Source organism: Nitrospiraceae bacterium (genome assembly GCA_020632595.1).
Lineage (GTDB): Bacteria > Nitrospirota > Nitrospiria > Nitrospirales > UBA8639 > Nitrospira_E.
In genome coordinates, this window is sequence record JACKFF010000007.1 from 44,671 (window position 1) to 68,077 (window position 23,407).

A 23,407-nucleotide genomic window follows, 5' to 3' on the forward strand; every position below is an offset into this window, starting at 1 on the left:
TTCAGCAAATGGTTTAGACGGAGAAGGTGGATGAATCAGGTATATGATTTTTGCAGTAAGTCTACATGTCTCGAATCCTAAGATCCGAAATGGTTTCCCTCCGAAGAGATGAAGCTGCATCCAAGAGGTCAAAAATATTGACATATTTAATCTGGTTCCATATTATCGGTTTTCGATATCTAATATCGATAATAAAATTTTATTCTAAAATTTGTTATGTCACCAAAAAATCAGGTACCGACCCGGGACATGGTTCGTCAGTTTTTTCTCGGGTTTGTGAAAATTCATATTTTGCACCATGCTGCCGAGGAACCGGTCTCCGGTGTCGATTTGGCGCAGGAATTAGGCAGTCATGGGTACCAGCTGAGTCCGGGGACGCTGTATCCAACCTTGCACGGGCTGGAAGCGGCAGGATATCTCCAATGTCATCTGAAGCTTCAATCGGGTCGCCGGCGGAGGATCTATGTCATCACCAGGGCTGGCCGGCAGGCATTGGCTCAAGCCCGGAAGCAAATACGAGAATTGACCGTGGAAGTCCTGAAGGGACCACGGGATTGACGGACTGGGGTGGAAGAAACCCTCAGTGAAGCCACTATGGGATGAGTTCCGGGTTGACCCTGGAGGGGGCAAGATGCAATTGAGGCCTCACTTTAGCCATTCCTAAACACTTATACCGTCAATGAACATTCTCTGAAAGGACGAGAGAATCAGTTGAATCTGATCACAATTTTTGGGTCAGTGTTCTTTTTGTGTTGTTCTTTGGGGACAGAAGCTGGTCATGCCAAACAGCCCGAACAGCCCTCCTTTCAATATAGCTTGCTTCAAGCTATTGAATATGCTTTGGAACATTATCCTGCCGTGCGGGAATCGCTTGCCAAGCAAAAAGAAGCCCAGTCGGGCATTGATCTCGCGGAGACCAGTTATCTTCCTCGGGTGGAAATTGGCGTTCAAGGGACTCGCTCGACCTTTAATAATGTTTCCGGGATGTTTTTCCCGAATTCTTTTTTTCAACCGATTTCCGGTCCTGATCTAGGACGAAGTTCCTATAGTAGTAGCTGGGGCAGTGCCGCCGGCATTCTGCTGGAATGGGAACCCTTTGACTTTGGTTTGCGGTCGGCCCAGGTGAGTGCCGCCCAGACCATGGAGCGTCATTCGAAAGCCTTTATCACTCTTACCCAGCTTGAAGTGGCATTGGCTGTTGGAGACGCCTATATCGATGTCATCATGGCCCAGGAGTCTCGCCAGGCCCTACAAGCCAATTTGGAACGCCGGGTTGTCTTCGCTAAGACCGTCGAGGTTCTCGTCCGTAATCAGTTGCGGGCAGGAGTTGACGGATCCCGTGCACAAGCCGAGACGGCGGTGGCACGCACTCACCTATTGGAAGCAGAGCAGGTTGAACGATCACGAATGGCCACATTATCACAAGTGCTGGGAATGGCCGGCACGCAAATTTCAATCAAAGATCCCGTGTTGAGCCGTTTCCCTCAAGGATCAGTTTCCGATAAGAAGGATCCAGCACAGCACCCCTTAGCTTTAGTCCAAAAAGCCGCAGCCGATATTCCGAAAATGAGGGAGGAGGCCTTAGCCCATGCCTGGGTGCCAAAATTCAACTTGCAAAGCGCCTTTTTCGGCCGTGGTAGCGGATGGGACAACCAGGGCAATCGAGGTGGTGGAGGAGAAGGGTTATTGCCGGATGTGCCGAATTGGTCGGTCGGCCTGACGGCGACCTTTTCCCTTTTGGATTCTTCGACCATCCGCGCACAAAAGCAACAAGAGCATTATCGCAATCTGGCCGAAATGGCCCGCTACGATCGAGTGATTCAAGAACTGACCGCGCAGCAGGTAAAAGCTCGATCGCTCATGGAGAGTACCAAGCGCATTGCCGAAAACACGCCCATCCAATTCCAAGCCGCTCGCCTGACGGAATCCCAAGCGGCCGCGCAATTTAAAGCCGGTCTGGCCACAGTCGTGGATGTGGCTGAGGCGCAGCGGCTTGTGGTTCAGGCAGAAGTGGATGATGCGCGGGCGCGTCTCGGTGTGTGGAAAGCCTTGTTGGCCTTTTCAGGAGTTCAGGGCGAGCTATCAGAATTTTTACGGCTTGCGCGCCCGTCTTCTTCGTCACCTGGCCGTTAAATGAAGCTCCTTCTCTTTGCCCTCCGGCGACCCGTGACCATTATGGTGCTGGTCGCGGCCATGGCCTTATTTTCCTATCTGGTGGTCAAACGGATGGCCATCGACATCTTTCCGAATTTGGGTCTGCCAGCCATTTACGTTGCCCAACCCTATGGAGGCATGGACCCGGCCCAAATGGAGGCCTATCTGGTCTCGTTCTATGAATATCATTTTCTCTATATTACCGGCATCGAGCATGTCGAATCCAAATCCATCCAGGGTGCTGCATTGATGAAATTGTTTTTTTATCCGGATACGGATATGGATCAGGCCTTGGCGCAGACCGTTGCCTATGTAAATCGATCCCGTGCGTTTATGCCTCCGGGCACGGTGCCACCCTTTATTTCGAGATTTGATGCCGGGAGTGTGCCGGTTGGGTATTTGGTTTTTCAGAGCGATTCACGCAGTCTGAAAGACATTCAAGATCTGGCGTTGTTCAGAGTGCGCCCGATGTTTTCCGCAGTTCCTGGTGTGTCTGCCCCTCCGCCATTTGGAGGGACGGCTCGAACCATCGTGATTAAGGTGAACCCGGAACGGTTGCGGGCATTTGGAATGTCTCCAGAGGAAGTGGTTCAGGCTGTGCGAACGGGTAATATGCTCATGCCGGCAGGCAATGTCCGCATAGGAGATTTGTCCTATCTAACCCCTGTGAATTCTGTCGTCGAAAACATCGCAGAATTGGAGCAACTGCCTATACGTTTGGGGTCAGGGCCCACGGTCTTTTTGAAAGACGTGGGAACCGTGGAAGACGGGGAGGACATTGTCACCAGTTATGCCATGGTGAACGGGCGACGCACGGTCTACATCCCGGTCACTAAGCGGGCCGATGCCTCCACCATGGCTGTGGTGAATCGCATTAAAGCCTCACTCCCGACTTTTCGGGATGCGGTGCCTGACGATATTCAGATTAGTTTTGAATTTGATCAATCAACCTATGTTACGAATGCGGTAAAGGCCGTCGTCGTGGAAAGTGCCCTGGGAGCGGTCTTGACGGGATTAGTGGTGTGGATATTTCTCCGGAGTTGGCGGAGTTCGGTGATAGTTGTGATGACCATTCCATTTGCCCTCTTATCCGCCGTTGTGGCTTTGTGGGCAGCAGGGCAGACCATTAATATTATGACGTTAGGGGGCTTGGCCCTGGCAGTGGGTATTTTGGTGGATGAATCCACGGTCACGATTGAAAATGTGCATGCCCATTTGTCTCGTGGGAAGAGCTTGGGGAGGGCCGTTAAGGATTCACGTGGTGAAGTGGTGGTGCCTCTTCTCCTGGCTATGCTGAGTATTTTAGCGGTGTTTCTTCCGTCCTTTTTTATGAGTGGAGTAGCGAAAGCCTTGTTTGTGCCATTGGCATTGGCAGTGGGCTTTGCCATGGCGGCCTCCTACGTCCTTTCCACGACTTTAGTGCCCGTCTTGGCTGTGTGGCTGTTGGGTGGGCATCCCAAGGCCGAGGGGAGAGAAGGTCCGACCATCCCTGCCTGGTACAGCAATGCCTTGAACTGGACATTGAGCCATAAGGGACTGGTCCTCGTCGGCTATTTGCTGCTCAGTATGGCGACCGTGGTAGTTGTAGGTGCCAGGCTGGGATTGGATATCTTTCCTCGGGTCGATACCGGACACTTTCAATTACGAATTTTGGCTCCGAATGGAACCCGTGTCGAACGGACGGAAGTGTTGACGAAGGAAATTCTGGAGACAATCAAACAGGAAATCGGCCCGGAACGGATTAATATCAGTCTGGGGTTTGTGGGAGTTCATCCGTCTAGTTACCCGGTGAATACCTTGTATATGTGGAGCAGCGGACCTCATGAAGCGGTATTGTTGGTGGCGCTGAAACGGGGTTCCGATGTTTCCCTGGAGCAGGTGAAAGAACGATTGAGAGAATTGTTACCCAAGCGTTTTCCCGGGACACGTTATACCTTTGAGAGCGGCGATATTGTCACGCAGGTCATGAGCATGGGATCTCCAACCCCGATTGAAATCGCGATGAGCGGACCGAATATGGAGGCTAACCGGGCGTATGGGGAACGAGTGCGAGAGGAACTCTCGCATCTATCTGCCATCCGAGATCTGCGCTTCGGACAACCCTTGGATTATCCCACCCTGGCAGTGCACGTGGATCGAGTGCGAGGGGGCCAGCTTGGTGTAACGGCCGGTGAGGTGGCCAGGGCGGTGGTCTCGGCGACTTCCTCAACCCGTTTTGTGGAACCGATTTATTGGCGTGATCCCAAATCTGGAAGAGCCTATCAGGTGCAGGTGGAAATTCCCCAATCGGAATTTCAGTCCGTGCAGGATATGCTGAATCTTCCGGTGAAGTTAGAAGGCGGGCGGGGGCCGTTGCTTCGTGACGTAGCGGAGGTCATTCCTGGAACTTCTATTGGAGAGTATGCACGGTATAACATGCAACGAATGGTTACGATTGTGGCTAATGTGACGGGAAAAGATTTAGGACGGGCAGCGGAACATATTGAGGCCGCGTTAAATCGGGTCGGCCCGCCTCCGAAAGGGGTTCGGGTGGACGTTCGAGGGCAAATCGCCCCTATGAGGGAAATGTTCGTCAACCTCCAACTGGGATTAGCCCTGGCATTACTGACCATCTTCCTGCTCTTAGCCGCAAACTTTCAATCCTGGCGAAGCGCCTTGGTGGTGTTGCTGACGACGCCTGCCGTATTGATGGGAGTTGTGCTTGGGCTGACATTTTTCGGAACCACACTGAATATTCAGTCGTTTTTGGGGGCGATTATGGCCACGGGGGTGGCTGTGGCGAATGCGATTCTTTTGGTGTCGTTTGCCGAACAATATCGGAAACGGGGACACTCCTCATTCGAAGCTGCTCGCGAAGGGGCACAAAGCCGGGCTCGTCCGATTCTCATGACGGGATTGGCTATGATGGTTGGCATGTTGCCGATGGCATTGGGGATCATGGAAGGAGGGGAACAGGTGGCCCCTCTCGGACAGGCAGTGATTGGAGGATTGTTGTTCGCCACCGTCTCCAGTTTGCTGATCTTGCCTGCCGCGTATGCGATTCTGGAAAAGCGGGGAGGCATCCAGTCTCCGTCATTAGATCCCGACGATCCATCAAGTATTCACTATGAACCATCGGACGTCACCGTTCCCAATTAGCCGGGAGTTGCTATGTCAGGCAAGATGATCGGAATCGGGCTGGTGTTGCTGGGACTTATTGCGGCAGGTGTGATGGTTCTGAGCAACGAAAGGCATGTTCCTCAGGACCCCACGGTTTCTTCTTCCTCAACTCATTCCCTGGAAATATCAGGAATTCCTGCGGGCAGTACTCAACCGGTTTCAATCGAAGTGGTGGCCGTTTCCAGCCAATATTTGCAAGAGACGATACCCTTGCCGGGAGAATTGCTTCCTTTTTTGAGTGTCGACCTTTCACCAAAAATCGTGGGAATCGTGGAATCCGTCAACGTGGATCGTGGTGCAAAAGTCAAGAAAGGGGATATTCTCATCCAATTACGCGCCCCAGAGTTGCAAGCGCAGATGAGGGAAGCGGAAGCTCAACTTCGTGCGGCAAACATCACGTATACCCGTCTTCAAGCTGCGGCCTCTACACCAGGTATCGTGGCTGGAAACGATGTGGAATTGGCCCAGCACCATCAGGAAGCCCTGACAGCTCGTCTCCAATCCTTACAAGAAATGGAAAAATATTTGCGGGTGACGGCGCCATTCGATGGTGTGATCACACAACGGAATATTCATCCGGGAGCGGTTGTGGGGCCTGACGCCGCAGGCGGCCGCGCCTCATCATTATTACGGTTAGAGCAAATTGTGCACTTGCGATTGATCGTTCCGGTTCCGGAAACCTATGCCGGGTCAATTGATAAAGGGGCAACCGTGCCATTTAGCGTGCCGGCCTATCCGGAGGAAATTTTTCAGGGAGTGGTGTCTCGTATTTCTCAATCGGTCGATCCTAAAACCCGATCTATGCCCGTGGAAATGGACGTCGACAATCCGACTATGCGGTTGGCTGCAGGGATGTTCCCAGAGGTCCGCTGGCCGATTCGCCGATCCACTCCCACATTGTTTGTTCCGGCCACGGCCGTTGTCACCACGACGGAAAACGTTTTTGTGCTGTTGGTCAAAGAAAACCTGGTGGAATGGATCCCCGTTCGAAAGGGAGCAAAGAGTGGCTTCATGGTTGAAGTGTTTGGCGCTCTCCAATCGGATGATCTCGTTGTGTTTAGGGGAACTGACGAAATTAGGCCAGGTACAAAAATTATTCCGGTTTCTAAGGAGATACCCCTCAACACCCGCACCTAGATCAGCTTCCTTCAAGAAAGCCTCTTCGATCAACGGTGAAAATTCTTCTGCTCATACACCCAATTTTTTTTATGGGGTGTCATTCAAGGGCTATTCATGAAGCAGTGGGCTTTAGGACAGGGTTCACGCCATGAAGGATGAGAGTCTCTCGCAGATGGAAAATTTCATGCTAAGGCTGGCTTTAAAAAGCAGGCTGAATAATCCCCGGAAAAGCCGGTCGTAATTGTCTCGCACGGCGATAGGTCTGCTGCGTTGCTGAGGATATGCAGCGAATATCCCGATTCCCAAAGGGGATGTGTCTCTCAGGATGTCCCGACCGGATCTGTCAACGAACTCATCCTGACAATTACAGGCTGGCACACTATCGAAGAAGGGGGACAATCGTTCGAATAGGTCTCCTTTGCTTTCACAAGTAACGGGCTCTCTTTGGTTTTTCTCCCGTTCCTAAAATTCCTCGAGATGTGTTCCCCTGTGTAACAATATTCCACCAGCCAGGAGGTCTTTTGGGGTTCCCGGAATGATGTATCTTTAACTTGACATAAATACATTTTAAAATTACATTAAACCCAAAATTTTTGGGGGAACACTTTTTGGTCAGTTAAACGTCCAGGAAGAATGTGTCGTGATCAGAAAAAGGCAAGTAATGTGAATGTCTTGATGATGGCTGGATTGGGATTGGGAATGGCTATGCTGATTAATTCCACTTCGGTTTTGGCGGCTAAGCCCGTCTCTTCGAGTTCCTCCTCCTTAGCCGTTGAAAAGGGTTCGCCGTATGGAGAGTTTTTTACACGGATTAAGGATCGGGCAGAAGCACAGAACGGAAGAAACTGGAGGGAAACGGCTGATGCCGTCCTTATCCAAGATAAAGAGACTCAATGGAATCGGTATCTGAAGTCGGCGTTGGGCCTGCCGGATTTCGTTGATTTGGGGATTGAAAATCGCACGCGCTTTGAAAGTGTCAGTCATCCGTGGAGATCTACTGCAAAAATTGGAGGGGGGCGAACGGATTCTCAGTGGCTCCTCCGGTCCAGAGTGCGCTTCGGATTGGGTAATGGTCCTTTCCGGTTTCTTTTTGAGGGACAGGATTCTCGGGAATACGGTGCCCAAATTGGGGGTTTTGTCAATAATACCACAGTCGATGAATGGGATATTTTACAGTTATTCGGATCATTGACCGTAGATAATGTTGCAGGAAGTGGGTTGCGAACCGACCTGCATTTCGGTCGCATGACTCTGGACATGGGCGGCCGTCGGTACGTTGCCCGCAATGACTTTCGCAATACCACGAATGCCTTTGACGGTGTCCATTGGCAGATTGGAAAACCGGATACATGGCGACTCCGCGCTTTTATCACCGAACCGGTTATCCGGGACGAGGTTCAACTCGACGAGCAGAATAAGAAGTTTTTATTTTGGGGCGCGTATCTGGAAAACCTTCAAATCCCCTGGATGAATATCAATGCTTTTTATTACGGTCTCAACGATCAACGACAGCAAAATGCCAATCTTCATCGTACCTATGGGACGTACGGATTTCGGCTGTTGAAGAATCCTGCAGTCAGTGAATTCGATTATGAATTGGAGGGAGCCATTCAAGTGGGACAATTAGGGCAGGTCGATCATTTTGCCTATAATCCCAATGTGCAAGTTGGCTATACGTTTGATGCGCCCTGGACGCCTCAATTTCTTGTTCAGTATTCCTATGCAAGCGGAACCCGCACCCCGGGAGGAAGTCAGAATGGAACCTTTGATCCATTGTTTGGGGCCCGACGATGGGATTTGATGCCTACAGGAATATTCGGACCATTTCTCCGATCCAACATCAGTTCTCCCGGCTGGCGGTTGGTGATGAAGCCTGCCGAAAGCTTGACCATGCAAATCAAGCAGCGGTTCTGGTACTTAGCTCAAGGCAGTGCCGTGAATGGAGGGATTCTTTTACAAGATCCCACAGGAGGGGCAGGAAATTATTTAGGACATGATCTGGAAGTACGGGTATCCTGGGTCGTAAGTCAAAACCTGGATATTGATGCCGGGTACGATCATTGGTTTAAGGGGTCGTATTTCGACCGCCTTCCTGCTTCGGCCAATCTGCCTCAAGGCGGGAACAAGGATACGGATTATTTTTATCTTTCCATGCGGATCAGATTGTGAACAGGCTCAGTTCTTAAACAGGGGCAGCCCGTTCTCTATCATGAGCCGTCTGGCGGCCCTTATGTCTTGAAAGGTGGATAATGTTTCTCCGAATCCCTACTTTTGGCTTTATGTTCTTATTTTATGTATGTGTAACGACCGCCGCCGCGGAGGAAGTCAGGGTGGCCGTTGCCGCGAATTTTTTATCGACTCTTAACGAAATTATCACGAATTTTCAGGCAGACACGAGTCACACGATACTGGTCAGTTCCGGATCGAGCGGAAAACTGTATGCACAAATCAAGAACGGTGCTCCGTTCGATGTCTTCTTTTCAGCAGATGCTGAGCGGCCACAATTGTTGGAAGAGGAAGGTCTGGCAGTCAAGGAAAGCCGGTTTGTTTACTCTGTGGGGCGTCTGACTTTATGGAGTCCAAATGCAAACGTGATTCAGGGCGAGGCATCACACGTTCTATCAGACGGCCACTTCGATCATCTGGCCATTGCCAATCCGAAAACCGCCCCTTATGGCAGGGCTGCGGAACAAACACTCAAGAAGATGGGTCTCTGGAAATCCCTCAAGGATCGGATCGTTCAGGGGGAAAACATCGGACAAGCGTTTCAATTTGTGTTTTCCAGAAATGCTCAACTCGGATTTGTGGCCCTTTCCCAAGTATTGGATCCCAAAATTAACGGGAGCGGCAGCCGATGGGATGTGCCAACTTCCTTCCACGATGGAATTGAGCAGGAAGCGGTCCTGTTAGTGAGTGGACAGAACAATGCCGGTGCCAGAGCATTCTTGGAGTATGTTAAAGGAGATAATAGCCTTGCCATTATTAAGCGATTTGGCTATGAGCTGCCATAACCATACATGGCAACATATGAGAACAATACTTTCATTCGATAGGCGATAATGCTACATAGGAAGTCATGACACTATCTGAGGTGGACTTGGGACCTCTCTGGCTGACGTTGCGTCTGGCCGGGGTGACCGTGATTGTGCTTCTGATCATTGGAACCCCGCTTGCCTGGTGGCTCGCACATACCCGATCCAGAGCCCGGACGGCCATTGAGGCAATTGTTGCCATGCCTCTCGTATTGCCGCCCACCGTGCTCGGATTTTATTTACTGGTCTTATTGGGTCCACATGGATGGATCGGGAGCGCCTCGCAGGCGATAACCGGATCGGCGCTTTCGTTCACATTTACCGGACTCGTCATTGCTTCCGCGTTGTATTCACTTCCTTTCGTCGTTCAACCCTTGCATAGCGCGTTTGAGGCAATCGGGCGAAAGCCATTAGAGGCGGCCTGGTCTCTCAGAGCCTCAAAGCTCGACACATTTCTTACCATTGTTTCCCCCATGGCCTCTCGCGGCTATCTCACGGCGATTGTCCTTGGATTCGCTCATACCCTTGGTGAATTTGGTGTGGTCTTGATGGTGGGAGGGAATATTCCGGGAAGAACAAAGGTACTCTCTATTGCGATTTACGATCATGTGGAAGTTTTGGAATATACCCAGGCTCATGTCCTGTCGGCAGGACTTCTCGTCTTTTCCTTTCTGGTCCTGCTTATGGTCTATACGGTGAACCGCCGCTTGCCTATCCACGTCTCATGAGCGAGTTGACAGCCAGGTTCGAGGTGGTCTTTCCCTCGTTTCACCTGCAGGTGAAGGCGAGTGTACCCGCCGAAGGGATCACAGTCGTATTCGGTCCTTCCGGATGTGGCAAGACTACGCTCTTGCGCTGTCTAGCAGGATTGGAACGGTCACCGGATGGATTTCTCGCCCTGGGAGAACAGGTTTGGCAGGATGAAGCCCACAATATATTTCTTCCACTCTCCCAACGGCCGGTTGGCTATGTGTTCCAAGAGCCCCGTTTATTTCCTCATCAGAGCGTCCGATCGAACTTACTGTACGGATGGAAGCGGATACCGCAATCGGAGCGCCGGATTTCACTTGATCAGGTTGTTGAGATTCTGGGTTTAGACTCGTTGTTGGAGCGCCGGCCAACCCACTTGTCCGGTGGAGAACAACAGCGTGTGGCCATCGGGCGTGCTTTATTAACCAGCCCGCGGCTACTCCTCATGGATGAACCGCTCAGCTCCCTTGATGTTCAACGAAAGCGGGAAATCATGACATTTATTCAACGGCTGGATAAGGAATTCAGGATTCCCATTATCTATGTGAGTCATGCGCTGCATGAAGTGGTGCAACTCGCCCGGACTCTCATCCTGCTGAAGGAGGGGAGCGTGGCCGCTATCGGTCCTCTTGCTGAAGTGTTTGCTCAAGTAGGCAGTCGCCGCGTTATTCCGGACAGCCACATTGGTGCCGTCATTGACACTCGTGTGGCAGAACATGATCTGGAATTCGGGCTCACCACACTCAATTTTCCCGGCGGTCAATTATCCGTGCCTCATCAACATTCATCCATAGGAGAATCCTTACGAGTGCAAATTCTGGCCCGGGATATCAGTCTTGTCGCCAGCCCACCTGCCTTTCAAACCAGTGTACTGAATGTGTTAGAGGCCACCGTCCTGGAAATCGGACCCATTGAGTCCGGTCAACCCTTTGTCGATATCAAATTGGATATCGGTTGTCCCTTGCTGGCCACCATTACCCGAAAATCATTGGCGACCCTCCAACTCCATCCAGGCCAGAAAGTGCATGCTCAAATCAAAGCTGTAGCCCTTACGCACGATTCCCTGGAATAAATATCCCATTCTCCACAAAATTCTTTCTCGATGTGAAAGACAGCACGTTCATTTCTTGGGTGTGGGTTCAGCCAGATTGCCGAAGCGGAATTCAGACCGTTCCGATGGGCGATTGCCGCCAACAATGGGTGGTAGTTGATGATCAGGAGGTTATTTATGTGATGCTGGAGGATCGGCTCAGAGCTTTGGGCTATGACATGTTGAAAGCCGACAATGGGGTCGAAGGCCTTGCCGTCTTTCCGGTTGTCACATACGGAATGTTGTGGGATATTAAATTACGGTAATGGATGAACTCTTGCTGCTGAGGAAACCGCACATCGATCTTTTGTAACATTTTTTAAGTAGACGATACATAATCGAAGCAAATAAAATTCTGCTTCTTGAGGGGACTCACATGATTGATGATCGTATGAAATTTATCTATAAGGAGACTTATGAGTTTTTGGTTTATACCTTTCTTTCCGCTTGAGTTCTCTCTTTTTTTGCTTACTTCTCTTTCCCTGGCAACCTGGGTTTACCTCTCGTTTGGGCATGGTCGCTTCTGGTATGCCGATCAGCGACTTGGGAGGGATGGGCCAATTCCCTTCAAAGCCACACCATGGCCTTCCGTCGTCGTAGTGGTTCCCGCCAGGAATGAAGCGGATGTCATTGAACGTACGCTGCGCTCTCTCTTAGAGCAAGACTACCCGGGGGAATTTCATGTTGTGATGGTGGATGATCAAAGCGAGGACCGTACCGGCGACATTGCACGTCAGCTTGCTATCAGACATCCAGCAGGAGCGCACCTCACCGTGAAAGTCGCTGAGAATCGGCCCTCCGGTTGGCTGGGAAAAGTCTGGGCTCTCCATACCGGATTGCAGTACGCTGAGAAGCACTGGCCCCATGCCGTCTATCGATATTTGACGGATGCTGACATTGAACACAGCCGGGGAAATCTGCGTGAACTGGTTTCTAAGGCCGAATGCGAGGGGCTTGATCTGGTATCGCTCATGGTCCGATTGCATTGTCAACATGTCTGGGAGAAGCTGCTGATTCCGGCATTTGTGTATTTTTTTCAAAAACTCTATCCTTTTCCCCTTATTAACGATCACAATTCAACTGTCGGAGGCGCAGCTGGAGGCTGCATCCTCGTGAAGAACCGTGCGCTGATACAGATAGGAGGAATAGCCGTCATTCGCGGTGAAGTGATTGATGATTGTGCTTTGGGGGCAGCAATTAAGCGGGTAGGAAAGATCTGGGTCGGTCTTACGGATTCAGAGCACAGCATTCGTCCTTATGTCGGGCTTCATGACATCTGGACAATGGTAAAACGGACCGCCTACACCCAACTGAGATATTCCCCTTTGATGCTTCTGGGTACCGTCATGGGTTTGGTGATTGTCTATCTCCTTCCACCGCTTGCCGCTTTGACCTGGCCCCTTCACGGAAATGCTCTGGGGGGAGGGCTGGCGCTCTTTGCTTGGCTTATTATGATGTATACGTTTCAACCCACGTTGCGTCTCTACGCACTGCCTCCAACCTATGGGTTTGTGTTACCCATTGCCGCCCTCCTTTACCTGGGAATGACTGTAGACTCGGCTTACCGTTATTGGTTAAAGGTCGGGGGACAATGGAAAGGACGGACTGGAATTGGCTGCACTAATTGAGTCTTGGTGGTTGTTCACCAAAGAGTCGCCACGTTTTTCAACCTGCTAATATTTCCAGCAATGATTACAAAAATAATGCTAGGAGAACCTGCTAAAGGCAAACTACACCCTCAAAGGTCAGGAACACGGATTTCGTTCCATTAGTGCTAATAAGTTAAACCGGAATTTATAGAACCAGGAGCCTGCTCTCCAACCGTGCTTGTCCTATCTCTCGGGTTCAGCGCGTTTGAAGTGCAGCATGCGGGTTCCATGTTCCTAAAGAATTCAACAAACATTTTGCTTTGTCCAATTTTTTGCCTTCATTCAATCCGGGGAGAGCTTTATTCTTTCTCGACAAAAGACACATCGGTGACCTTATCTTCATCATCGACAAATAGGACGACTTCTTGCCCCGAAGAAAGCTTTTTGAACTTTTCCTGAATCAGAGGACGCACTTCATACTCGTGCTCCTTTTCCCCATCTGGTTGAACAGCAATCATATTATTGTTCAGGGGTTGCTTCAAAATTCCTGAAATCTTTTTGAAATTCCCTTTCAGGGGAGACTTTTTTCCCCCAAAATGTTGGGCTTTGCCCACTGTTGTCTGATTCTCAAATGTGGCGTCCACGATCTGATCCATTTCATCAATCAGGAATGTGGCGTTTGCGCCAACCGGAATGGACGCCACTTTGCTCCTGGCCATGGAACTGATCTTATGCGATTCCTGCTGACCCTCCTTCAACTGAATGACGGCCTTTTCGTGGCCGGTCACCAGTGGCTGAGCCAAAACACCATGGACGATTCGATGATGTGACTCTTCTCCTGCCAAATGAACATCGACAATGAGGTTTTGATCGTTGACGGTTATTTGAACGCGATCCCCATTTTTTAGAGGGGGGAGCCCTTTTTCATCACGGAGATTCATGGGCAGATATCGTGGTTGCCCTTCCCCTGTGTCCACCTTGGCCTGCTCCCCCCTCTGACTTCTTCCACAGTCCCAATTAAGACACGCTCCCCGGACAGGGATTCACTACCTTTCGTGTTCTTTCCCTCATGGGCAATAACCGCACCGGGAATAACCAGACATCCAGTCAAAAAGCACACTCCAAACAGACCTAAGCATCTCATGGAGCCTGGTGTGGATGGCGTTTTTGACGTTTTTTGAAATACGGTGGTGAAAGGCATGAAACGCTCCTTTTGTTAAATTTTATTTGAGAGACAATACAAACATCCATATATACACAATTTTTCTTCATGGGAGACCTGAGGAAAACCCTGGGCTTGGAATTCACGATTTTTCAACGTGAGAAAATGGTCTGATAGAATTCAGGGGGAGGATTCTGCGTGGCTATAAGGTTTGTTTCTCAGGCGGGGTCTTGGGTGATTTTGATAACAGGAGTAAGCCGATACAGGCAGATAGGCAGGAGGCGATTACAATAGCTAATTTTGCGTTTGATAACGTAGAGGGCTCTGGAAACGCCAGGGTGGCAATAAAGATGGCCATGGTAAATCCAATTCCTCCCATAAATCCCAGACCCACAATCTGGGGCCAGGTCAGTGGAGTGGGAATTGATGAACCTCCAAATTTGATAGCTGCCCAGGCCCCAAGGCAAACTCCCAATGGTTTACCCATTAATAAACCCAAGCTAATTCCAAGAGCGAGTGAGCTGGTGAAGAGAGAAGAGATATTTGTGGTGAATTCAACGCCAGCATTGGCTAGCGCAAAAATAGGCATCACGCCAAAGGTGATCCACGGATATAAGGCATGCTCGAGTTTCTGGAGTGGAGGCTGCATCAGATCAGTGGTGGTTTTTAACGCTTGGACCGCTTGAACCTGATTTTCATTTTCCAAAATCGAAGCTCCAGGGACTTCCGATTTTTGAAACTCTCGTTTAAATGTATCGCTTTTATGGGCAAATTCCTTTTCAGTCAAGGCTGCGGTCGTTGGAATCGTGAACGCATTGAGGACTCCGGCAATCGTTGGATGAATGCCGGAAAAGAGAAAGGCCAGCCATACACCCCCAATGCCGAATAGGCCGTAAAAGATAGGTGAACGAATTCCCAACCAGTTGGCTCCAATCAAAATGGCTAAAAATCCGAGCCCCACTCCAAGACTAATCCATGAAATGTCTGATGTATAGAATATGGCAATCACTAAAACAGCCCCGAGATCATCGACAATAGCCAGAGTCGTCAAGAAAAGTTTAGCCGAAAAGGGAATCTTTGAGCCCAATAGCCCCAGAAGGCCAATGGCAAAAGCAATATCGGTGGCCATGGGAATTCCCCAACCCGAACTGTAAGAGGTTTGAAAATTAAGCAAGAGATACACCATTGCGGGAAGAACCATTCCGCCAAAAGCCGCCGCAATGGGAAGAAGGGCTTGGCGGGGTTCGGATAATTCTCCGACCAATATTTCCCGTTTAATTTCGAGTCCAATGACAAAAAAGAAAATGGCCATCAAGCCATCGTTAATCCACAACAGTAAGGATTTTTCCAATATGTTAGAGCCGATTCCAATCGAAAGAGGAAGATTCCAAAGCTCCGAATAAGGTTGACCGTAGGGTGAATTAGCGAGGACCAAGGCTAATAGTGTACTTGCCAGCAGCACGATTCCACCCGAGGCATTTTGTTTTGAAAAATCCTCTAATGGGGAAAGAATTTTTTCAATGGGTCGGTTTTTAACGGATTGTTTGGCTTCTTTTACAAGATCCATGGAATCGAAAGTCCTGAAATGTTGTTACTCAAGATTGAGGATACATCTGCGGAGTCCATGAATATTCGGCTACCCACCATTTCGTTAAATTATATTGTCATAAATTTTTTTGGTGAGATCGGACCGATTTGTCTGTGTTGCGGGGCGTCTTCGTCCCAGAATCGGGTGAGGCCATGTAAACAACCCGGATGCAAACTCCTGAAGATTATCAGGTTTCACTTCGCGATCTTGTTTATGATACAGCGCACAAAAATAAAAATCTAAGACAAAAAATTAAGATAGGAGGCTGTTTTGTCTCTTGAGGCGTATCTGCTCCCATCTAGTGGATCGTAACAATTGATTCGGGAGTAATTCGTCGTGATGCATCGACGTATTTCCACTTCACCGGCTTTGGTTGCTTGTTGTACCTTCGGATGTATCGCATGAGCTTTCTTTTGAGATCGGATACCGACGTGAACACCCCCCGGGCAATCACGTCTCGCTCAATCTTCGCGAACCACAACTCGACCTGGTTGAGCCAGGACGAGTAGGTCGGAGTAAAGTGCAGATGAACCTTCGGATGCTGTGCCAAGAACTCGTGGACCCGTGTGGTCTTGTGCGCCGAGAGGTTGTCAGCGATGACATGGATCTCCTTGCCCGCAAGCTGGTTGGCCACAATGTCGGTCAGGAAGGCGACGAACTCAGACGAGGTGTGGCGCTTGGCCGTCTTGCCCAGCACTTCACCCGTCTTCGTATTGAACGCCGCATACAGCGACAGCGTGCCGTGGCGGAAGTACTCGAACCCGTGGCGCTCGGCGCGACCCGGCGACAGCGGCAGCACCGGATCCTTACGATCAAGCGCCTGGATCGCCGTTTTCTCGTCTACGCAAAACACCGCCGCGTGTTGGGGCGGGTTCAGGTACAGTCCAATGACATCGGCGGCCTTGGTCTCGAAATCCGGGTCATTCGAAGCAATGTACCCCTGCAGGCGATGGGGCCTGAGGCCATGCTTGGCCCAGATCCGGGCAATCGTCATGTGGGAGAGGGCGCCGCCCATCTCGGCCGCCAACTTGCGCGAGGACCAGTGCGTCGAGCCGTCCGCTGGCTGACGTTTAGTCGTCCATGCCAGCACGCGTGCTTCGAGACGCTCGGTGACTTTGTAACGCCGGCGCCCCGCATACCGGGCGAACAATCCGGCCAACCGATCGGCCTTGAACCGCTGGCTCCAGCGACTGATGTAGCTGTCGCTGCAATCCAACTTCGTGCGAATTTCGGCCCAGGTGAGGCCCTCGGCTACCAACAGGATCAAGCGGGCGTGCCGAGCCCTATCGGCTCGAACATTCCTCGCACTGCTTTGCCGTTGCAATTCCATGCGTTCGCTCTTGGTCAGTTTCACCATTGCACCTCCATAGGAACAATGATACTACCATTTTATGTGTTACAGTCCACTAGTACGATGAGTGATATTCATCATGTGAGAACACTTTGAGATGTTCTTTTTATAGCAGCAAATATCAGAGTAGTCAGACCATGTTGAAAGTCATCCAAACTTTTTTAAGTATTGCGGTGGTAATGGTATTGTTGGTGGGGTGCCAATCTATGACCGGACAGACCTCTGGCGATTACGTTGATGATGCCAGTGTAACTGCCGCTGTGAAAACCAAACTCGCCAATCAACAACCCTCTACATTGTCCCGAGTAGAGGTTGAAACTGTAAAGGGCGTTGTTCATCTCATGGGTGTGGCCAAAACTGAAGGGGACAAAGCAGAGGCGGGCCGTCTGACAACGCAAGTCAGAGGCGTCAAGCGAGTGGACAACGATCTGACGGTTCAATCTCCTTAGTCTGACCTATCAGGATCCGTAAATCCCCGCCTCCGAGGCGGGGTGGGGATTGTTCATCTAAAGAATGGAACCGGAATGTTCAGTCTAATGAAAACCAAACTACTCCTGAAATTTTGAATCCAGGGATGTTGCCTGACATTACATATTCCAAGATGGGGATGACGGGTAGGGCGATAATTGAAAAAAAGGGGTCTCAGAAAAACGACCGTGGTGGATCCGTGCCCTTATCTTCTCGTCGGGAATTATGGGTTTCATCCTACTCCTCCTGGGGGTCACGTCATTTTTTATTGATGAGTCATTGCGGGTGTACATTGAATCCAATCTCAATAAACATCTTAAAGACTTTACGGTTAAATTAGGGGCCGTTGATTTTCATCCACTTGGTTTCTCCATTGACTTTGAAAATTTGACGTTACGACAAGAAACGAATCCGGAGCTTGCTCTACTCATCATTCCATTCTGGAGCGCAAGTATCCAAAGGACACAATTATTCAAAATGGAGATTGTCAGTGATCACCTTATTAAAAATGCCAAAGTGGTCTTTGACTACCCTCAGGCCGAAAAAGTGGTCAAAGATAAACCAGACGTTAAAGCCAAAGATTGGCAAGAGGTCCTATACGCAGTATATCCCGTCACCATTAATACTATTCGAGTAGAAGATAGCTCCTTTTCATATCGGGATCAGTCTGATCATCCTCCTCTGGAACTGACAAATCTGCAATTAAATGTTGAAAATATACAGAATATGCGTTCGATAAATGGAGGGTATCCCTCAACCGTCCATCTGGAAGGATCTCTTCACCAAGCAGGATTTGTGAGTGTTTCGGGGAAAGCCAATTTCTTGGCCGAACCGTTTCCCGGGGGATCTGTTGATGTTGACCTGAGCAATGTTCAGCTCAAACAGTTTGGTCCCGTCTTCTCTCTGTTTAATGTGGAAGTTTATTCCGGAACCCTAAACGGGCATGGACATGTCGAATATTCCCCATGGACAAACATGGCAAAAATTGCCAGGTTGGAAATACAAAATCCACACATTACCTATGTGGAGAAACATTCTCCTACGAAGACACAAAAGGCCAAGCAGGAGTCCCCAACCCGAGACATGGATGATTCACCAAAATCCCAAGACCCGTTCAAGGTAGAAGTGGATTCGGCATCCGTGAACAATGGCGAATTTGGATATAAAGATCAAACCACGACTCCCCCATATACGATGTTTATGAATCATGTTGATCTTCAGGTAACAGGGGTGGGGACTCCAAAGATTACCCAGAAGAGGGAATTCAAACTTTCTGGAAAATTTATGGGAAAGGGCAAGACATCAATCGATGGAACATTCCGGCCGGAAGTGGAATATCCTGATTTTGATGTAAAAATAAAAATTGAAAAAACAGATATGACCACCTTAAACGAGGCATTTAAAGCCCTTGCAGGATTTGATGTCAGAAGTGGAAATTTTTCTTTAATTTCTGAATTGCATGCAGACGAGGGCCGCGTTCAAGGGTATATTAAGCCTTTTTTTGAAAAGCCGGAAATTCATGATTTGTCACAGGACAAAACAGACAATATCTTTCAACAATTATATGAGGGTGTTGTGGGTGCGGTTGCTTCTCTATTGGAAAATGTACCAAGTGGCGAGGTGGCTACGAAAACCGCTATCACCGGAAATATAAAGGATATCAAGATAGGAACATGGGAATTGATCTGGAATCTCTTCAGAAATGCGTTTATTGAGGCGATGACACCAGCGTTCGAAAATTTAAAAAAAGTCGGAAAGCACGATTAGGAATGTTTATTACAACCACAGAGGGAAACCCAGACTGGGGGATTCTTGTGGGGAAGGATGATTCCTCATCCCGGCTGTTCCCTGGACATTGATTCCTCGGAATTTTTCAAACACAAAGGAGGCGAAAATGAATATTAACCATTATGTGTGGGGAGTGTTTTTGATTACTTTGTTGGCGATAACCGGCTGTAATACTATGGAAGGTGCCGGCGAGGATGTACAAAAGGCAGGCGAAACAATTGAAAAGGCAGCCGATTAAAATCGGGCCCTAAAAAGTCAGGCGGAATTCCTTAATTCACAATTGAGGAATTCCGCCTTCTTCTCTCGGAAAAACCTTACCCCTTCCAAAGCCAAACGCCCTGAGTAAATCCTGCATTAGCACTTGCCTTGGATGTCTTTCCCAATCTCGCATTGACATATGGAAATAAATGGGCATGGACTCTGTATTTCGTCTGACGAAAAATATCTAGATAAAAAAGAGTGAGGAGAATTCCAATTTATACGTTGGTGAAGCGGTGTTTGTTTTGATACTAAATAAAGTAAGGAATCAAGAGGTGGGTTGTCCCCACAGGGCATTTAAGTTGTAGGAAATCCCATCAAAGGAGGTGGAGGAAAAAACGAAGAAAACGGTTTTGGAACCAATTTGAAAGATTTTCGTATTCACAACACATTCCAAGGAGAACCAAATGAACAAGGAACAATTCAAAGGAAATTGGAACCAGTTTAAAGGCGAAGTGAAAAAAAAGTGGGGAAAGTTTACCGATGATGAATTAACCCAAATCGAAGGTGATTACGATAAATTTAAGGGAAGGGCTCAGGAATTATATGGAGATCAAAAAGACGAAATAAATAAATGGACTGAGGATTGGCAGGCGAAAAACCAACCAGTCCGATAATCCGGTTCTCACTTATAGTGAAGATCAGGATCCCATCATCCCCAGGAAGCGGAATATTATAGTCCCGCTCCTGGGGGAAAGGGGACGGGAAAATTCTTCAGCGAAGAAATATGCCTCATTGATTGACCAAAAATGCCTATGATCAAGGAGTAAAATTATGAAGATGACACAACTTTTATTAAAAAATAAAATAGCCTCAACCGTAATGGCTTTTCTTCTCATGAGTGCTCCTGCGTGGGGGGCAAACGGAATGAACTATTCTGCTTTTACGGAAGAGGACGTCCAAAATGGGTTTGTCCACAAGGTATATAATGAGGACCAATTCAATGGTAATTGGAAACAGCTCAAGGGGGCGCTTAAGGAAAACTGGGGCGAATTTACAGATGATGATCTGCTGGCAATTGAAGGACGTACAGACCGCTTCGAAGGAAAACTTCAGGAACGATATGGAGAGCGAAAAGAAGAAGTCAGGGCATGGGTGGATGAATGGTTGGAAAATCATCCTTATGATGCCCACGATCAGAAGAATTAGTTATAGGAAATCTGATGAACAAATTGATTCCGGCGCGAAAGGGTTATCCCGTTGCGCCGGAGTTTTTTATGTCACAAACAAGAAGACCTCTGTTGTTATTTGTTTGAAGCTTTTCCTTCAATCCACGTATGCCCTCTTTTCCTTCCTATTAGGTTTTGACTGTAACCGGAATAGTATTAAGTTCCCCGTACCTTTCGAATAGCGATGGGTTTATCATCTGCTGAATAACGGATTTCCGCTTTATCGCCGACTTCAATTCCTTCATCTACCAGCGTCATGGAGGTAGTCTCTACCCGTATTTCCTTATTTTCAGAATCTTTGATCATATAACTTTTGTCATCTATGGTCGTAACTTCTCCTACAATTAATCTGGCATGATCAGAAGGTTGGCCGGGGGCGGAGGGATTTGGAATATTCGAATTCACGGGCGGAGGGGCAATCTCCTGCGAGTTGTCGGAAACCGTGGGTTCAACCGGAGGATTATTGACGGGTGCGGTTTCATCCTGACAGGCAACCGTCGCCAAGAAAAGCAGCGGTGCAAACCACCGGAAATGTATAGCAGACTGTTTTTGGATCATCTGGTGTCGTTGCATTTGCAGTTCCTCCCTTTGGTGTAATAAAACCCGCATGAATTGAGGAGAGCCTTTCGGACCCCAATTAGTTAAGTTACATGCACGTAGAAGCGTTCAAAAACCTAAAAAATTGCGATTGATCATAGTATGGTTAAAAAAACGGGACCTGCGAAACTGTTGAAAACCCTTGAACTGCTCTGTAATTCTTGGAAACCTTGAAATTCTGGATTGCGTGCCGGCCTTTAAATCTTCACTAACTCTCCTCCGTATTCTTTTGGTTTACTATCAGGAGGGGGATTTGTGTTTAACGGCAATTGCGGGAAACGTAAACCCCCATTGCTGAAATGTGAGTGGGGCATACGTTTGTGAAATCCGGAAAATTCTTGTCCGATTTCTTCCTCAATTGGTTCCATTCTTGTGAAATCATTGTAATGGGAAGAGATATGTAACCTTGATTCTTCAAAAAGTGTTGGCCCTGTTGACTATAGAGAAACTTGAATAATTCGACCGCTGCCTCGTTAAAATGTGTTTGAGGATTTAGGTTCAGATACCCGTACAGATAATGTATAAGTGGATAGGCCGGGTTTATTCGGGAATTTTTATCAATGGACAACAGTTCTGAATTTACTTGCAATGGGACTATTCCTACTTGTGGAGTAACCGAGCTGAACTTTGTAAATCCAAGTGCTCCTTTTTCTTCCCCCACGGCGAAAAGGACCTGACCGGAACCGGAATGGCGATGAACACGATTATGAACGTCCTTTCCATGAAGGGCCTCATTTTTGAAAAAGTCATACAAGCTGACTGATGCATCATAACCATGCAGAATTATGGGCCGGGATGACCAGTCTCCATCGAGTCCCAGATCCTTCCAGGTCTGAATTGGTGGAGTTTCCCGTGAAGGTGTTTGAGAAAAAATGGCACCTAATTCCGTTAGAGTGATTCCCCGTTGTTTAAGGGGGTTTGAAGGATGAACAATGAGCACGACCGGATCAGCGACAATCCTCAATTGGGTGGGCTCGTATCCCCATTGGTCCACGAACCTCAGCCGTTCATGGTCGTCCATTCGTTCACTTTTGATGGCAATCGATGAGTGTTGAGAGATCTGCCACCATGGGGGCGTACGGGTCGTCTCAATACTTCGTGCCTTCACGGTAATTAGCTTTTGTACGTTCGAAAAAATTTGTGCGATATCCTCAGCAAGAGAGAGTGTTTCACTTTCTCCGACAACAAACAATTTTCTCGGAGAGAGTAATGGTGTGGGTGTGTAAAGAAAGCAGCTTTCTACGCCCGGATTGTCTGTCCGGATTGGAAATGCATGTGACTGAGTGAATGGGCGAATTCCGGAACGGGCCAAAATTTCAGGAGGTTCCTCGAGCTGGGATCCTGCTTCTGCCTGTTGTGCCTGGAGCGGAAGTATCATTGTGCCCACAAGGAAAATGACCCATGACATGCGTTTCATAGAAGTGTGCCAAGAATAGAATTCCCCGTGAATAGCGAACGTTGAGGGTTTTTGATTAGTTCCCCAGAGGTCATTACGGGAGAAATGGAACAAATCATGTATTATTGCACCTCATGCTCAACCCGATGAATTTTTGACGTAAGAAAGCTTTGTAATTTGGCTTCATCTTCGGTGGATAATGACGTCTGCAAAATCGTTCCCTCCACGCCTTTCCGTTTCAATTCGTTAATCACTTTATCTGGTGTCACTTTTTTTAAGAGAAGAAATAAAGCGGAATGTCCCGGGTGGATCGTGTTTCCTAGTTCTTTGATGAAATTATCGTCGATACCAATATCCGTTAACCATCCGGTAATGCTTCCTGCTGTGGCTCCTGCCAGTCCACCTGCGGCCCACCCGAGTATGGGATTAAAAAACAGCACGCCAATTAATAGACCCCATAAGCCTCCATAGAGCACTCCTCCTGCCGCCCCGGAGGCAACCAAATTGTAGATCTGATTGATTGTGACTTTTCCTTCGTGATTTTTCACGACCACGACTGCATCTTCTAAATCAAGAAGGTATTGTTTCTGCATGGTAAAAAGAAGTTTCCGTACTTCTTCCGCTTTTGTCTCATCGGGAAAAGCCACGACGATTAATTCGCTCATGCTTTCTCCTTTTTTTCTGTTAAATTTATTGGTTGCATAGCATCGATCTCGGACATGCGTTAATCATCCCCC

21 protein-coding genes are annotated in these 23,407 nt (G+C 48.6%); 15 read left to right on the forward strand and 6 right to left on the reverse strand.

The annotated features are described in order from the left end of the window. Positions 1 to 249: 249 nt before the first annotated feature. From H6750_13455 to H6750_13500, 10 genes are all read left to right on the forward strand, one after another. Positions 250 to 558 carry a helix-turn-helix transcriptional regulator gene (locus H6750_13455; protein MCB9775311.1) on the forward strand — a complete coding sequence of 103 codons (309 nt, stop codon included), beginning with the start codon at positions 250 to 252 and terminating at the stop codon, positions 556 to 558. A gap of 201 nt (positions 559 to 759) precedes the next feature. Next, a complete protein-coding gene (locus H6750_13460) occupies positions 760 to 2,133 on the forward strand; it encodes a TolC family protein (GenBank protein MCB9775312.1) in 1,374 nt (457 codons plus the stop codon). Beyond that, complete coding sequence (locus tag H6750_13465; protein ID MCB9775313.1) at positions 2,134 to 5,292, forward strand: efflux RND transporter permease subunit; 3,159 nt, start codon at positions 2,134 to 2,136, stop codon at positions 5,290 to 5,292. A gap of 12 nt (positions 5,293 to 5,304) precedes the next feature. Then, positions 5,305 to 6,450 (forward strand): efflux RND transporter periplasmic adaptor subunit, encoded by a 1,146-nt coding sequence (locus H6750_13470; protein MCB9775314.1) that lies wholly within the window; start codon positions 5,305 to 5,307, stop codon positions 6,448 to 6,450. Positions 6,451 to 7,065: 615 nt separating this feature from the next. Further along, the gene (locus tag H6750_13475) at positions 7,066 to 8,601 is read left to right on the forward strand and encodes an alginate export family protein (protein ID MCB9775315.1); all 1,536 of its coding nucleotides are present in this window, start codon (positions 7,066 to 7,068) and stop codon (positions 8,599 to 8,601) included. Positions 8,602 to 8,681: 80 nt separating this feature from the next. Further along, positions 8,682 to 9,443: a molybdate ABC transporter substrate-binding protein gene (modA, locus tag H6750_13480; protein MCB9775316.1), complete on the forward strand. Its 762-nt coding sequence runs from the start codon at positions 8,682 to 8,684 to the stop codon at positions 9,441 to 9,443. A gap of 65 nt (positions 9,444 to 9,508) precedes the next feature. Next, entirely contained in the window at positions 9,509 to 10,192 is a 684-nt protein-coding gene (gene modB / locus H6750_13485) for a molybdate ABC transporter permease subunit (GenBank protein ID MCB9775317.1), read from the forward strand. Next, positions 10,189 to 11,286: a molybdenum ABC transporter ATP-binding protein gene (gene modC / locus H6750_13490; protein ID MCB9775318.1), complete on the forward strand. Its 1,098-nt coding sequence runs from the start codon at positions 10,189 to 10,191 to the stop codon at positions 11,284 to 11,286. The genes modB and modC overlap by 4 nt, the downstream gene beginning before the upstream one ends. Before the next feature lie 104 nt (positions 11,287 to 11,390). Further along, entirely contained in the window at positions 11,391 to 11,570 is a 180-nt protein-coding gene (locus tag H6750_13495) for a hypothetical protein (protein ID MCB9775319.1), read from the forward strand. Between the two features lie 150 nt (positions 11,571 to 11,720). Continuing rightward, complete coding sequence (locus H6750_13500; protein MCB9775320.1) at positions 11,721 to 12,932, forward strand: glycosyltransferase; 1,212 nt, start codon at positions 11,721 to 11,723, stop codon at positions 12,930 to 12,932. Positions 12,933 to 13,252: 320 nt separating this feature from the next. Here H6750_13500 and H6750_13505 read toward each other — a convergent pair whose 3' ends face one another. From H6750_13505 to H6750_13515, 3 genes are all read right to left on the reverse strand, one after another. Continuing rightward, positions 13,253 to 13,870: a hypothetical protein gene (locus tag H6750_13505; GenBank protein MCB9775321.1), complete on the reverse strand. Its 618-nt coding sequence runs from the start codon at positions 13,868 to 13,870 to the stop codon at positions 13,253 to 13,255. 387 nt (positions 13,871 to 14,257) lie between these two features. Next, positions 14,258 to 15,622: a Na+/H+ antiporter NhaA gene (gene nhaA / locus H6750_13510; protein ID MCB9775322.1), complete on the reverse strand. Its 1,365-nt coding sequence runs from the start codon at positions 15,620 to 15,622 to the stop codon at positions 14,258 to 14,260. 319 nt (positions 15,623 to 15,941) lie between these two features. Beyond that, positions 15,942 to 16,997 (reverse strand): IS630 family transposase, encoded by a 1,056-nt coding sequence (locus H6750_13515; GenBank protein MCB9775323.1) that lies wholly within the window; start codon positions 16,995 to 16,997, stop codon positions 15,942 to 15,944. Positions 16,998 to 17,131: 134 nt separating this feature from the next. Between H6750_13515 and H6750_13520 the strand changes: the two genes are divergently transcribed. The 5 genes from H6750_13520 (at position 17,132) to H6750_13540 (ending at position 20,657) form a co-directional block, all read left to right on the forward strand. Beyond that, positions 17,132 to 17,443, forward strand: coding sequence for a BON domain-containing protein (locus tag H6750_13520; GenBank protein ID MCB9775324.1), 312 nt, complete (start codon positions 17,132 to 17,134; stop codon positions 17,441 to 17,443). Between the two features lie 244 nt (positions 17,444 to 17,687). After that, positions 17,688 to 19,229: a DUF748 domain-containing protein gene (locus H6750_13525; GenBank protein ID MCB9775325.1), complete on the forward strand. Its 1,542-nt coding sequence runs from the start codon at positions 17,688 to 17,690 to the stop codon at positions 19,227 to 19,229. 127 nt (positions 19,230 to 19,356) lie between these two features. Beyond that, entirely contained in the window at positions 19,357 to 19,488 is a 132-nt protein-coding gene (locus H6750_13530; GenBank protein MCB9775326.1) for an entericidin A/B family lipoprotein, read from the forward strand. Between the two features lie 427 nt (positions 19,489 to 19,915). Continuing rightward, a complete protein-coding gene (locus H6750_13535; GenBank protein MCB9775327.1) occupies positions 19,916 to 20,125 on the forward strand; it encodes a CsbD family protein in 210 nt (69 codons plus the stop codon). Positions 20,126 to 20,375: 250 nt separating this feature from the next. After that, a complete protein-coding gene (locus H6750_13540) occupies positions 20,376 to 20,657 on the forward strand; it encodes a CsbD family protein (protein ID MCB9775328.1) in 282 nt (93 codons plus the stop codon). Positions 20,658 to 20,833: 176 nt separating this feature from the next. Here the strand turns inward: H6750_13540 and H6750_13545 are convergent, their stop codons facing one another. The 3 genes from H6750_13545 to H6750_13555 form a co-directional block, all read right to left on the reverse strand. Beyond that, a complete protein-coding gene (locus tag H6750_13545) occupies positions 20,834 to 21,250 on the reverse strand; it encodes a hypothetical protein (GenBank protein MCB9775329.1) in 417 nt (138 codons plus the stop codon). A 283-nt stretch (positions 21,251 to 21,533) separates the two neighbouring features. Then, the gene (locus H6750_13550; protein MCB9775330.1) at positions 21,534 to 22,652 is read right to left on the reverse strand and encodes a hypothetical protein; all 1,119 of its coding nucleotides are present in this window, start codon (positions 22,650 to 22,652) and stop codon (positions 21,534 to 21,536) included. A 140-nt stretch (positions 22,653 to 22,792) separates the two neighbouring features. Then, a complete protein-coding gene (locus H6750_13555) occupies positions 22,793 to 23,335 on the reverse strand; it encodes a DUF1269 domain-containing protein (protein ID MCB9775331.1) in 543 nt (180 codons plus the stop codon). Positions 23,336 to 23,407 lie beyond the last annotated feature (72 nt).

Coding starts and splice junctions, on each gene's coding strand:
- H6750_13455 (MCB9775311.1), top strand. CDS start 250: ATGGTTCGTCAGTTTTTTCTCGGGTTTGTGAAAATTCATATTTTGCAC.
- H6750_13465 (MCB9775313.1), top strand. CDS start 2,134: ATGAAGCTCCTTCTCTTTGCCCTCCGGCGACCCGTGACCATTATGGTG.
- H6750_13470 (MCB9775314.1), top strand. CDS start 5,305: ATGTCAGGCAAGATGATCGGAATCGGGCTGGTGTTGCTGGGACTTATT.
- H6750_13475 (MCB9775315.1), top strand. CDS start 7,066: ATGTGTCGTGATCAGAAAAAGGCAAGTAATGTGAATGTCTTGATGATG.
- modA (MCB9775316.1), top strand. CDS start 8,682: ATGTTTCTCCGAATCCCTACTTTTGGCTTTATGTTCTTATTTTATGTA.
- modB (MCB9775317.1), top strand. CDS start 9,509: ATGACACTATCTGAGGTGGACTTGGGACCTCTCTGGCTGACGTTGCGT.
- modC (MCB9775318.1), top strand. CDS start 10,189: ATGAGCGAGTTGACAGCCAGGTTCGAGGTGGTCTTTCCCTCGTTTCAC.
- H6750_13495 (MCB9775319.1), top strand. CDS start 11,391: ATGGGCGATTGCCGCCAACAATGGGTGGTAGTTGATGATCAGGAGGTT.
- H6750_13500 (MCB9775320.1), top strand. CDS start 11,721: ATGAGTTTTTGGTTTATACCTTTCTTTCCGCTTGAGTTCTCTCTTTTT.
- nhaA (MCB9775322.1), bottom strand. CDS start 15,622: ATGGATCTTGTAAAAGAAGCCAAACAATCCGTTAAAAACCGACCCATT.
- H6750_13520 (MCB9775324.1), top strand. CDS start 17,132: ATGTTGAAAGTCATCCAAACTTTTTTAAGTATTGCGGTGGTAATGGTA.
- H6750_13525 (MCB9775325.1), top strand. CDS start 17,688: ATGGGTTTCATCCTACTCCTCCTGGGGGTCACGTCATTTTTTATTGAT.
- H6750_13530 (MCB9775326.1), top strand. CDS start 19,357: ATGAATATTAACCATTATGTGTGGGGAGTGTTTTTGATTACTTTGTTG.
- H6750_13535 (MCB9775327.1), top strand. CDS start 19,916: ATGAACAAGGAACAATTCAAAGGAAATTGGAACCAGTTTAAAGGCGAA.
- H6750_13540 (MCB9775328.1), top strand. CDS start 20,376: ATGAACTATTCTGCTTTTACGGAAGAGGACGTCCAAAATGGGTTTGTC.
- H6750_13545 (MCB9775329.1), bottom strand. CDS start 21,250: ATGCAACGACACCAGATGATCCAAAAACAGTCTGCTATACATTTCCGG.
- H6750_13550 (MCB9775330.1), bottom strand. CDS start 22,652: ATGATACTTCCGCTCCAGGCACAACAGGCAGAAGCAGGATCCCAGCTC.
- H6750_13555 (MCB9775331.1), bottom strand. CDS start 23,335: ATGAGCGAATTAATCGTCGTGGCTTTTCCCGATGAGACAAAAGCGGAA.